Origin of the sequence: Daejeonella sp. H1SJ63, from assembly GCF_029360775.1 — a bacterium.
Lineage (GTDB): Bacteria > Bacteroidota > Bacteroidia > Sphingobacteriales > Sphingobacteriaceae > Daejeonella.
Genome location: NZ_JARKMZ010000020.1, coordinates 158,305 through 169,880, shown reverse-complemented (window position 1 = coordinate 169,880; position 11,576 = coordinate 158,305). Strand labels below are relative to the sequence as shown.

General features: G+C 38.8%; 12 protein-coding genes. 11 read left to right on the top strand and 1 reads right to left on the bottom strand.

What is annotated here, in order from left to right:
* Positions 1-242 precede the first annotated feature (242 nt).
* Entirely contained in the window at positions 243-1,436 is a 1,194-nt protein-coding gene (locus tag P2W72_RS06695; protein WP_276360216.1) for an anhydro-N-acetylmuramic acid kinase, read from the top strand.
* Between the two features lie 380 nt (positions 1,437-1,816).
* Complete coding sequence (locus P2W72_RS06690) at positions 1,817-2,401, top strand: hypothetical protein (protein ID WP_276360215.1); 585 nt, start codon at positions 1,817-1,819, stop codon at positions 2,399-2,401.
* A 123-nt stretch (positions 2,402-2,524) separates the two neighbouring features.
* On the opposite strand, the gene P2W72_RS06685 is transcribed toward P2W72_RS06690, so the two are convergent.
* Entirely contained in the window at positions 2,525-4,006 is a 1,482-nt protein-coding gene (locus P2W72_RS06685; protein ID WP_276360214.1) for a Fic family protein, read from the bottom strand.
* A gap of 1,057 nt (positions 4,007-5,063) precedes the next feature.
* Here P2W72_RS06685 and P2W72_RS06680 point away from each other — a divergent pair.
* The 9 genes from P2W72_RS06680 to P2W72_RS06640 all read left to right on the top strand — a co-directional run bounded on the left by P2W72_RS06680 (position 5,064) and on the right by P2W72_RS06640 (position 11,484).
* On the top strand, positions 5,064-5,306 hold the full coding sequence (locus tag P2W72_RS06680; RefSeq protein WP_276360213.1) for a hypothetical protein: 243 nt from the start codon (positions 5,064-5,066) through the stop codon (positions 5,304-5,306).
* A gap of 275 nt (positions 5,307-5,581) precedes the next feature.
* Complete coding sequence (locus P2W72_RS06675) at positions 5,582-5,782, top strand: hypothetical protein (protein WP_276360212.1); 201 nt, start codon at positions 5,582-5,584, stop codon at positions 5,780-5,782.
* Positions 5,783-5,883: 101 nt separating this feature from the next.
* Positions 5,884-6,948 (top strand): type I restriction endonuclease, encoded by a 1,065-nt coding sequence (locus P2W72_RS06670; RefSeq protein WP_276360211.1) that lies wholly within the window; start codon positions 5,884-5,886, stop codon positions 6,946-6,948.
* A gap of 29 nt (positions 6,949-6,977) precedes the next feature.
* Positions 6,978-7,265 carry a DUF3892 domain-containing protein gene (locus P2W72_RS06665; RefSeq protein ID WP_276360210.1) on the top strand — a complete coding sequence of 96 codons (288 nt, stop codon included), beginning with the start codon at positions 6,978-6,980 and terminating at the stop codon, positions 7,263-7,265.
* A gap of 185 nt (positions 7,266-7,450) precedes the next feature.
* Entirely contained in the window at positions 7,451-7,741 is a 291-nt protein-coding gene (locus tag P2W72_RS06660) for a hypothetical protein (protein WP_276360209.1), read from the top strand.
* A 707-nt stretch (positions 7,742-8,448) separates the two neighbouring features.
* The gene (locus P2W72_RS06655) at positions 8,449-9,525 is read left to right on the top strand and encodes a TlpA disulfide reductase family protein (protein WP_276360208.1); all 1,077 of its coding nucleotides are present in this window, start codon (positions 8,449-8,451) and stop codon (positions 9,523-9,525) included.
* 391 nt (positions 9,526-9,916) lie between these two features.
* Positions 9,917-10,351 (top strand): DUF4411 family protein, encoded by a 435-nt coding sequence (locus tag P2W72_RS06650; RefSeq protein ID WP_276360207.1) that lies wholly within the window; start codon positions 9,917-9,919, stop codon positions 10,349-10,351.
* 61 nt (positions 10,352-10,412) lie between these two features.
* The gene (locus P2W72_RS06645) at positions 10,413-10,640 is read left to right on the top strand and encodes a hypothetical protein (RefSeq protein ID WP_276360206.1); all 228 of its coding nucleotides are present in this window, start codon (positions 10,413-10,415) and stop codon (positions 10,638-10,640) included.
* A 397-nt stretch (positions 10,641-11,037) separates the two neighbouring features.
* A complete protein-coding gene (locus P2W72_RS06640; RefSeq protein ID WP_276360205.1) occupies positions 11,038-11,484 on the top strand; it encodes a hypothetical protein in 447 nt (148 codons plus the stop codon).
* Positions 11,485-11,576: the final 92 nt, after the last annotated feature.

Sequence of the window (11,576 nt, the reverse complement as noted above, 5' to 3'; positions counted from 1 at the left end):
AATGAAGCCTAAAGTGACTAAAAATCGAAAGAATACATTGTGAATATCCTTAACTTAATGACATTGGGCGATAGAGGGAGGAAAGGCTATATAGGTGGCTTTACTTTAAAAAAATGAAATAAATTTCCAAATTTAACCGGACAACAATGATTTTTTATTCCCTAGATTTAAGCAGATAATGATTGTACCCATTGCGACAGGGTTTAACTGCCTTTGGGGGATAAGAAACAGATATTACCGGTATGAATACTAATATTGAGTTACTTTATAAAATAGCTAATAAACCCGTCAGGAATATTATCGGTTTGATGTCGGGTACCTCATTTGACGGTTTGGATATTGCCTTGTGTGAATTCAGTGGCAGCGGTCTCGATACCCGGGTAAGATTAAGAAATTTTAAAGGGACAAAATATAAACCCGAATTCAGGGAAGATCTTAAATCGGTTTTTGCCAAAAGAACTGCAGATCTTGAAAAAGTTACCCTTCTTAACGCATTTATTGGTTCTTACTATGCTGAATTAGTTCTGGAGGCATTGGATGAATGGAAAATCTCCGTTTCAGAGATCGATCTGATTGCCAGTCATGGTCAAACCATTTATCATGCACCTAAACATCAGCGTCAGGTGGATGCGTACTCCAATGCTACCCTTCAGATTGGGGATGGCGATCATCTGGCTATGAAAACCGGAATCATTACGCTCAGTGATTTCAGACAGAAACATGTGGCAGCAGGTTGTGAGGGCGCTCCATTGGCTGTTTACGGCGATTATCTGTTGTTTTCAAACCGGGATGAAAACCGCATCATGCTGAATATTGGCGGTATATCCAACTTTACCTTTCTTCCTGCTCAGTTTTCAACTGACTTTTTCTCTTCAGACGTAGGTCCTGGGAATACTTTAATGGATCAGTTTGTTCAGCTGAACTATCCGGGAAAATATTTTGATAATAATGCTGAAATTGCCTCCCGGGGTCAGGTCAATCAGGAACTCCTGAATGCACTTTTTGATCATTCCTTTTTTCAATCCGGATATCCTAAAACCACCGGTCCGGAGCTGTTCAGTTTAAGCTATCTGAATCAGGCAATCCTAAAATCGGGGCAGCATCATATTAGCAATGAAGATACACTGGCTACCCTTGCGGCATTTACCGCCGGAAGTATTGTGAAGGCTATATTGGAAAGTGTAGAGGGTAAAGGAGCTTATGAAGTTTATATCAGTGGAGGCGGTATGCATAATCCTCTGTTAAGCGGTATGATTGAGCAGCAGCTGGGTAAAAAGCTCAAATTTACCTCCGATTTAGGCATTATGCCAGATGCCAAGGAAGCCGTTCTTTTTGCATTGCTGGCCAATGAAGCTGTTGCCGGAGGTAAAACAGATTTCGGTAAGCATCCGGGAGTGCCTTCTATATCGATGGGGAAACTTAGTTTTCCGGGATAATCCTTAGCGGCTTAGCTCTTCCTAAATGCAAACAAAAAACCAGTTTCCCACTTACGTCATTCTATATACCAACAAATTTATTAGCTATATGAAATGCTATATTCTCTATATAAATGCGACCATTGTGTATAGTTAATATATTGTAAATCAAATAGTTGTATTCAAAATTATTTGCGGGTTTGAGTTCTTCTCAATATGTTTACTAACCTAAACCATTAAAAAAATATACGCCTAACCCGCTAAGAGCATCAGCCGATCAGTACCAGTCTGTTAGATTAAATAACAAAAGCAGGTTCGCCGCTCTTTGAACCTGAGGGGGATTATTTGCCGGATGACACAGGTTCGAATCCTGTTTCATTGATAGGGTATAAAGTTGAAACATGAAGAAAAAGCTAAGCGTATTTAAAGAGATTATTTTATCTGCATTCTTATTTTTACCATTACTGACAGTCGGGCAAAACAATGATTTTGTATTGGCTGGTCAAATCGGATACAGTACCCTCTCAACCTCTTCTTATCAAACTTCATTAATGGCTGGTATTAAAACAGAGAATGGAGATCAGTTTTTGGTTGGGGGATTGCTGAAGAGATTAACCGAAGATGTAGGTCACAAACAAACCTATGTAGGGGGCAGCATACATGCACAATCTGACTTTTTGGGGATGGCACCTTTTCTCAGTGTGAGTTTTCTGCATGGTGAATATTATTTATTCAATAACAACTCAATAAATGAAGTTACAGTTAAGAAAACCATACAGGTGTATGGCACAGTTGGAGTTGGTTATATGTTAACTGAGAACCTTGGACTATTTGGAGGATATTCATTTACAGAGTATAATCCGGTTAAATATTTTAAATCTCAAACCTCTCCTTACAAGGATGGTGCTATTAAGGTTAAATTGAGTTTTAACCTTCCTTTTGGGAAATTTGGAGGAGGAGGTGCAGGTCAGAGAAGGATGTGGTAAATAATTTAAGGGTGCTAATTCTTATCCGAAGAGACATTATGCTTAACTCTATCGGACAGTGAGTAATTGATGGAAACACTACGGACAGCTGGTTCTTTTTTCCCTGTAGCTGATCGGATTTTTTCATAACCGCTCAATGATTTTTAATTTGTTTTCTTCCGGTTCCGAGAATGCATTGCAGGCCCGAAGGTGATTTTCCATCTCGTCCCGATCATCTCCGAAGACTTGCTCGCTGAACAGGTGCGCTTTGACCATTACCCGGATATAGGTATCTGTGTCTCCCTGTCGGGTCAGGCGACGAAGTGACCCAACGTAGTCTTCTCTAAAAACTGTGGGAATAATGATTTTGGATTCCTCAGCAGCCACCAGTTCTGCATTCATCATTACCCGCGCCAGCCTTCCGTTTCCGTCCAGGAACGGATGGACTTCGCTGACCATGAACTTTAAGAACACAGCGCGGGCGAAGGGATGTTCCAGTGCCTTGTAAAATTCAAAGCCTTTAATGAGAGTGCCGCGCACCAAGCGGTAGTCGACGAAGGTGGTATTTCCTGCGAAGTTGTTACGGTCTTTAAAAAGGCCTGGATTTTTATCCGGACGGGCCGACATCAGGATCCGGTGACGATACTGAAGAATTTCCAGCAGTTGCGTGCTATCGCGCGGCGTCACGTGCATTTCCTGTCGGCTTGAAACAATCTGATAGGTACCCAGCACGTCGTGCGAATCCGCGTTGCGAGCTGGAAGCGGCTGTTGAGTTGCGATGATTTGTTTAGCTTCTTCAATCTCAAATACAGTACCTTCAATGTAATTGGAAAAATAACTCTCGAAAAAGGCGAAATTTTTAAAGGAGATGTCGGAGGCATTTTGATCCGGTCTTCGGATAAGCGGCCGTTCGCGTAGATCGATAAATAAGGATTCAAAGATTTTGATTCGTTCGATATCAAAAGGAGCACCCAGCGCGCGTGCCTTTGCTGCCGGGGAAGCCAGCTCTTTGTGTGTTCGCGTGGCTAATAGTGCGCTGATCAATCTATTTAGTTTGGTGAACTCGGCGTCCATACCCAGCGGTACGGAAATTTCCCGGGCCCGGTCGCGAAGGCGGTTAATTTCCTGTTCCCCATTGATTTGGATAATCTTTTCCAGCTTTTCTTCTATTTGTTTAATAGGCAGTGTTTTAGAATCAGCACCCGTTCTGCGGGATACCTGCATATTCTCCAGATATGCACGAGCCTGCTGGGAAACGTATAGTTCGAACATCTTCGTATCGCCTTCAATTGGACCGGATCCTGCCATAAAGCTGAGAGTGACACCGGGCAGCTTTATCTTCTTGGTATAGGTATAGGTTAAGAACAATATTCCTGATTCTGTGGGCCGGTATTCAAATGCTGACCGGTGACTGAGTACTGCACCATGGTATTGTGTACCAAGGATACTGAACAGGTTCCGTTTAATTATTTCTTCCGCGCTATCAGTCAGTTTTCCTGTATAAATCCGGGGAGCAATTTTTTTCAGTTTGCCCTCCCGGATATGCTTAGCGATCTGTTGGGAGATGGCAGGATCAGATGATCCAAACACAATGTCCTGAAGATGGAGGGGAATATTTTTTTCCATTATAATCTGTAATTAACAACTGATTGTTAAATTTTTTCCATTTAAATTTAATTAAATTTTTTCCATTATGATGACATAGTATAAATTTTTTCGGTTATACAGGCCTTGTTGTGAAAGCAAGTTTTTTCCATTATAAGCACTGAATACGATATGTATTATAAATATTTTCTATTATGATTATGAATTAATTAAATATTTTCTATTATAAATAAAATTATTCCACAAAGATCAAGGCTTATTTTTACCGGTATTGTGCGAGTTAGTTACTAATAACAGATATGCCCGCAAAATTTACATTTGCTCTAAAAGGTTTAAACTAAGAACTTGTCCATATCTCCAATGTTAAAGGCCGGGATGGGGATGCTTTGCTTTGTCAGGATGGTCTTGAAGATTTAATTGTCATTATCAACAGCCAGACGATGGCTCCTCACTTCCAACACAAAATCGGCGGGTCGGGCCGCACCGCTTCCTGCGAGTCAGCTTTGTATCAAGCTGCTAAGGCAACACTGCCCGATCATTAATTAGCTGCATTTTTAATATAAAGTTCTATTGTTTACCGTTCGTAATGTTAGCCTGCACATCCCCCTACTCCCGGTAAAAATGGGTTTATAACCCACATTATCTCAAATTGGCATGTCTTGCAGAACAGCTGAATGATTCCGGTGCTATTTCATAACCGGGTCCTAAGACTCTTTTTTATTGAATTATCCGAAGAGATACTGCACTGAACTTTATCGGGCAGTGGGAAACACTACGGACAGATGAGTGGTTAAAAATTAAATGTAGTCGACAGATTGAAAATATTTTATGCTCATCCAAAACAGTTAAGGTTAGAGAAACATCCGAATCCTTTTGGGTTGTCATCCAGGTTTTACAGCCGAAAAAGTAATTTTTAATTTATTACACCAACAACCGTATGCTATAGGTGAACAGATATACTTCCTATATAAACAGGCTTATTCTATATATTTAATATATTGATTATCAGTATATTATTAAATATTTTTTTTGGATTGGATAATTATTCTCTTTAGGTTTAAGGATCTGAACCCCAATTATGAACAAATTAATGCTCATGCTGCTGACAGGCTTTATTCTGTTATGCGGCCCTTTCCAGCCTCTGAAAGCTTCTGAAAGCATAGCTTATCATGTAAGGCAGGAGGTAACTGTTTATGTAACCAATACAGGCTCTAAATACCATCGGGGCGGATGCGGTTATCTCAGCAGAAGCAAGATCAGTATTTCAAAAAAGAAAGCGGTGGCTGCGGGCTATGGAACCTGTTCACGGTGCAGACCTTAAAGAATTAGATTAACCAAAGAATAAGCTGACAGAATTGAGTGGGGTGCCGATCGGGGAAGAGGGTTTCAGCCCTCTCCTCCCGGCATAATCAGGTTGAATTAAAACAAAGAAATCATAAGGAGGATATATCAGTCTTTTGCAAAGTACCGGAAAGAATTGCAGATCATCCCATGCTTGCAGAAAAGAACAGATTATTATCATCCGGTTATATTATGGCGATCATTATCAGGACCATATTTCCCGAATTATTATTAAATACATTAAGGGATAATATCATGCGAGCAGAGATTAAAGGTTGGTTAAAACATGAAAAGCGAGATCTTTTTACTTATGCATTAGAACCTTACGCAGGGAAGGCCTGGTTTCATACCAGGGTACTGCCGGGCGAACTGCGCTTTGATATTATTTTCCCGGCACGTACTATACGAAGGAATATTATGCAATCTACCACGAGAAAATGCTTGGAATGTTATTAGGACACTTTCAGGAAAATATAGTGCATATAGAAGTGACAGTAGAAAATGTGTAGCGTGATGCGGGAGGAACAACAATAGTTTAAATCAAAACAGATCAGAATATGGATTTTAAAGATTCGGTACTCCAATTTGCTTCAAGAGTAGAAAAACTTTGTCCGCAAATACAAACCGAAGAGGCCACCAAAAATGCATTAATCATGCCCTTTATTCAGTTATTGGGATATGATGTATTTAACCCATTTGAAGTGAATCCTGAGTTTATAGCTGATATGGGTATAAAGAAGGGTGAAAAGGTGGATTATGCCATTTTGAAGGAGGGACAGGCCATCATGCTTATCGAGTGTAAGCACTATTCTGAAAAGCTCGATCCGCATAACTCTCAGCTCTTCCGTTATTTTCATACCACTGAAGCCAAATTCGGGCTGCTTACCAATGGGATCAATTTCCGTTTCTATACCGACCTGATTTCTCCAAATCGGATGGATGAGAAACCGTTCTTTGAGTTTAAGATTACAGAGATAAAGGATAATGAAATTGCTGAGCTTAAAAAATTCCATAAATCTTATTTTGATGTAGAGAATATTACCAATACAGCAAGTGAGCTGAAATATTTGAACGAGGTAAGGAACCTTCTCAGTGTTGAAATGGCAGCTCCTTCAGAAGAGTTTGTACGCTATTTTGCTAAGAAAGCCTATCCTTCTATGGTAACTCAAAAAGTATTGGAGCAGTTTACTGCAATCACTAAAAGGGCCTTTAATCTTTTGATAAGCGATTCAATAAACGACAGACTTAAAACTGCGCTGAAGACGGAAACTGAACAGTCGGGGCCACTTACGGAGGTACCCGGTCAGGGATCCGCTGCGGTAAACATTGAAACCACTCAGGAAGAAATAGAAGCTTATCTGATTATAAAATCTATACTGCGACGTAAAACCGACGTGAAACGGATCTTTCTACGCGATGCCCAGTCTTATTGTGCTATTCTGCTGGATGATAACAATCGTAAACCACTTTGCAGGCTCTACTTCAATGGCAGGAAGAAGTATGTAGAGATTCCGGGTGCGGATAAGAAGTTTATGAAGAAAGAAATTGAAAGTGTGGATGATCTTTTTGGATTTAGTGCTGAATTGGAAGAGGTGCCTGGATTGTATGGAAAGGAGAAATAAATCTTAAATAACCTTAGATAAAAATAAGTATGGCAAGCAGACATGAAATTAAGTGTATTAATAAAACGAACAGAAGTAGTGCATACGAAAGAATCGAAAGAGTCGGTGGTTTAAATCCTAACGGAACCAAGTGGCATCTTACTCAGCAAGATGCCATATCAGGTATTGAATCAGGCAAATGGTCGTTTTATGTCAGCAAAAATGGCCATGTTGTTAATGTAATTGTAGCCATAAGTGCTCAGGGTAATAAGTATATTAAAACAGAGAATGATGGTGATCAGCCTGACAATTTGTTGAGTTTACCTGAATGTATTTGATGGCAAATAAGAAAGATGTAGCTGATACGATTTCATTGAAATGGTTGCATCATTATTTACTAAAAGCTTTCTTGGTAGTAACACCGAGATAGACAGATGAATGATTTATGAAAACAAAATTGACAAACCTGTTATTTCCGTTGATTCTAATTGCATTAACACAATGTAAATCCAAAGAAGATAAATTGAAGCACTTGTACGGTCAGCAAAATGCTGTCTGGACCGAGAGTATTTATTTAAGAGGATATAAGCCCAGTACAGATGAAAAATTAAGTAATAAGCATATTAAAGAATATGCAGAAACACTGAAAAAAAATAAGATCAAATATGCGTATCTATTCGCAGGACCTTATGGTGAAGATGGCCATCTGCCCGAATATGCTTTTTCCGAAATCGCCATTAATTCTGTAAAAACCCTGAAAGCCTATTATCCCGAAATTGTTATTTTACCCTGGGTTGGAGGTGTGCAAAAGTAATATCAGTTTGGACATGGACATTTCACTTGCATCGTTTTCCCAGTAGGAATATGTTGCTCTGCTAACATACAGGGCATTTGCTACCTCGCGCTGCGTGAGATTTTTTTCTTTCCTCAATTTTATAAGTATTATTCCTAATTTAATTTTCATGGTGCTGAGGTTTGACATGTAATCTAATTATTAAACTACGTCATTTTACCAAAATTCTAATTATGGGATACAAAGGCATAATAGATATATAAACATATTTATTCAATAGACATACAAGGGTTTTCCCCACCATCCAATCTGATAAAGGATAGCTTAAGGCATTGATGGTCCGTAATATATTCATATATTCAATTTCCACTAAAAGCAGTGATATGACGAGAGTATTTTCGGTTTGTTTAATAATCTTTATCTTATTATATAATGTTGGCTTTAGTCAGCCGCCGGCTAAATCATTGGTTGATTTGACGGGCAAATTATCTTACACAATTCTTAAGAATTCAACGTCTGATACTCTTAAACTAAATGGGCGAGCACATTATTATTTGCCATATTATGAAGAAACGTTGGCTCTGCAAATTCCTCCTGGTAGTTCAGATACGATAGTAGTCTCTTTGGCTTACCCCGACTTCATTAAGCTTTTTTCTCATGATTTTTTTATACGGAATGCGCCCGGCAAGCGCGTTGTGTGCGATATAAAAAGCATTAGGAGGGGTAACATGGATGTAAAATTTTCCGGAGATCTCACGATTGAAAATGAGTATTATTTAGCTTATCACAACCATTTTAAGGGCTGGGTTCAAGAATCAACTCCTTATTATATAGCAGGAGCCAGAGTTGATATGAACAAATTTCCAGCTATTGCAGACTCTCTTACAAATATTGGGCTTTCCTATCTCCGCGCTTATCGGGATCCATTACCTGAGGCTTTTAGGGCCTACGAGGAGCTTAGACTAAAATATAACGGCGCATTCAGGAAATATAATGTGTTATTTGACAAAGAATTTAAATCAGGCCAGAAGATTCCGGTCGATACATCGTATTTCAGATTTGAAAAAGAGATGCCATTGGATATTTCGATAGACAAGTTATCCACTGAATTTCTGAGCTACGCCGGATTTTACATCTATAAGCATTCGGACCAATCTCATTCACTTGCTAAACAAATGATGACTTTAGACGAATTAGTTCCGTTGTCTGAGACGCGGGATGCTATTAAAATGAAAATGATGTCGTTTGTTTATAAGTCCTCTGGATCTGAATACAACAAGATTTTCCCCGGTTTGGTGTTCTCTAATGAGAAGTACAAATTGGCAGTGGATTCTATAACTATGTTAAAACATAAATATCCCATTATTGGAAAGAGAATGCCAAGAATAAAATTAATTGATATAAATGAAGACAGCGTGCTTTTGTCGGATTTCGAGGGTAAGTTCCTTATGATCAATTTCTGGGCTAGCTGGTGTGCCCCGTGTATTAAGGAGTTTCCTATAGAGAAAAGTTTGCATGAAAAATACGCGTCCAGAGGCATATTGGTGGTAAATATTTGTGTAGATACAGACCGGGGAAAATGGAAAGAAATGAGTTCGAAGCACGGCTTGACCATGATTAATCTGTATGCTACCGAAAAGGAATATAGCCGGATCAGGAATGCCTGCGACATCGGCTTTTTGCCCAGGTCTATTCTGGTTGACGTCGATCACCAGGTTTTGTCAAATTATTATAAACAGGCAACACAGATTACGAGTTTAGATATTGATGAGCTAATTAGGTTTAAATCAAAAAAGAAGCTCTAAATATAGTTAGCTTGTATTATTTAAAAGCAGGGAAATTCGCTGTTCGGGATCCTAGTCTGCACATGCTGTACCCTGATCAAAGCGGGTTTTAAACCCGAATCATCCGAAACAGGCATGTCTTACAGAATTACCGCTGCCATTTCATAGAGGTTGTATCAAAAGTCAAATCACAGTTTAAAAAACAGAATTAAATTTTGATAGTTCCCTATTAAATACTGCCATCCAATAAAAAACGGCAATTTTCAGATCGAAAATTGCCGTTTTAAGTTTCTTTAAAGACTGCATTAAAATTTAATTTGGCGACATATTGCTAAAAATTACTTATGAGACAGCCTCTTCATTGAACTATCCGTAGAGCGCTGCGCTAACTCTATCGGACAGTGGATAATTGATGGAAATACTACGGACAGAGGGTTATTGGGATATGTTAAATGAGCTCGGTAATCAGAACCGGATTTTTCTACCGCAAGCAGTAGCTGATGAAATTACTAAAACAGATGATGAGTTGTCACAGTGGTTGAGTACTTCAAAAATACCTATTCAAACAATAAATGAATCAATAGCCCTGGCCCTCAGATCAATATATGCTGCGAATCCTGACCATAAGTTACTGGTAGACAATACCCGCCAGCGTTCCCTGGCTGATCCCTGGCTAATTGCTCACGCTATTAATGATAATGCCTGCGTAGTAACCAAAGAGAACCTGGAGACGGCAGCTAACAGTAAGAGGATAAAGATTCCTAATGTCTGCAATAATATGGGTGTCAGATGGATCAATGATTTTCAGTTTGTTGAAGAGCTTAATCTTCGTTTTTTTGTAAAGTAGGGTTATTAATGTTCTATGACCTCCTGCCTTTTGGTAATTAATGTTATTATATATGCACATCATGTTTTCACATATCGGTAAGCAATTAGACACCCGCAGGGCTGGTTCCGCTGTGCGTAATACTATTATAGAGGGTATTGAAAATAATGAGAATATCATTTTTGACTTTGCCGGAGTAGAAATTTTTCCAATTCGTTTGCTGATGAATGTTTCGCGAAGCTTATTTTTCACTTTGATCTGCCAAAAGTTAAACAGCATACCACATTTCAAAATGCAAGCCCTTTTATAAAAGAGGTCATTGCCAATTCCTTTAAAGAAAGGTTACAATCATTGCATACTGCCTAAACAGTATCTTCCTGTTTCATTTTATCATAATTGTGTTGGTTTATTAGGGATACCCACCCTTAGGTATTCAAGCTATATTCTTTGAGCTCAAAACTGTTCAATTATCGCTCTGTCAGGAGAAACACAAAAGCTTAAACTTTGGCTTTGGAACATTACCGATGCCATTCCATAGGAGTCTGTCCCGTATGTACGGGATTTCATTGAATTATCCGTAGAGATTCAGCACTTAACTCTATCGGACTATAGGAAACACTATGGACAAAAGGCCTATGTTTTGCGATTCAATCAAATAACTGTATCTTCTCTTGTGAAAAAGGAATCATACTTTGTTTAAAGCCTAGATGCACTCAAAACTCGATAAATATATCCTGCTACTCCAAACCCTCCGCATCGATCACGCTCATGGAGAAGCTCCTCATAAACCTGTCCTCTTACTATCCTTGTTGGAACTGATACAACTGGGTTTCTATCCAGACAACAAAATAAGAGTAACACCTGAATTAGTCAGGACATTTAAAAGTACTTGGGAATCTTTGGTTACTACTAAGCACCACTGCAATATGGCACTCCCCTTTTATCATTTAAAATCAGAACCTTTCTGGGAATTAATTCCTAAATCAGGCTATGAGAAGATTATGGAAATGAAACTTGAAATGAGGAGTCTCAAAAGCCTTAAAAAAGCTTTGGATTATGCCATCATTGATCCTGATCTGTTTGAGGCCATATCAAAGCCATCTCAAAATATGATTTTAAGGCAGACAATACTAGATCAATATTTTCCTGGATAGGTTTGAATTTAAATAATGGTGGGTGGAGATGTTAGTAAATTCTCCATTGCAATAAAGCATAAATCAATAGTTTTGTATATTAAAAACAAACC

Bases quoted from the DNA above. Each gene is read 5' to 3' on its own strand.
- P2W72_RS06695 (WP_276360216.1), top strand. From the start codon at position 243: ATGAATACTAATATTGAGTTACTTTATAAAATAGCTAATAAACCCGTC.
- P2W72_RS06670 (WP_276360211.1), top strand. From the start codon at position 5,884: ATGGATTTTAAAGATTCGGTACTCCAATTTGCTTCAAGAGTAGAAAAA.
- P2W72_RS06665 (WP_276360210.1), top strand. From the start codon at position 6,978: ATGGCAAGCAGACATGAAATTAAGTGTATTAATAAAACGAACAGAAGT.
- P2W72_RS06675 (WP_276360212.1), top strand. From the start codon at position 5,582: ATGCGAGCAGAGATTAAAGGTTGGTTAAAACATGAAAAGCGAGATCTT.
- P2W72_RS06690 (WP_276360215.1), top strand. From the start codon at position 1,817: ATGAAGAAAAAGCTAAGCGTATTTAAAGAGATTATTTTATCTGCATTC.
- P2W72_RS06640 (WP_276360205.1), top strand. From the start codon at position 11,038: ATGCACTCAAAACTCGATAAATATATCCTGCTACTCCAAACCCTCCGC.
- P2W72_RS06655 (WP_276360208.1), top strand. From the start codon at position 8,449: ATGGATGTAAAATTTTCCGGAGATCTCACGATTGAAAATGAGTATTAT.
- P2W72_RS06685 (WP_276360214.1), bottom strand. From the start codon at position 4,006: ATGGAAAAAAATATTCCCCTCCATCTTCAGGACATTGTGTTTGGATCA.
- P2W72_RS06680 (WP_276360213.1), top strand. From the start codon at position 5,064: ATGAACAAATTAATGCTCATGCTGCTGACAGGCTTTATTCTGTTATGC.
- P2W72_RS06645 (WP_276360206.1), top strand. From the start codon at position 10,413: ATGTTTTCACATATCGGTAAGCAATTAGACACCCGCAGGGCTGGTTCC.
- P2W72_RS06650 (WP_276360207.1), top strand. From the start codon at position 9,917: ATGGAAATACTACGGACAGAGGGTTATTGGGATATGTTAAATGAGCTC.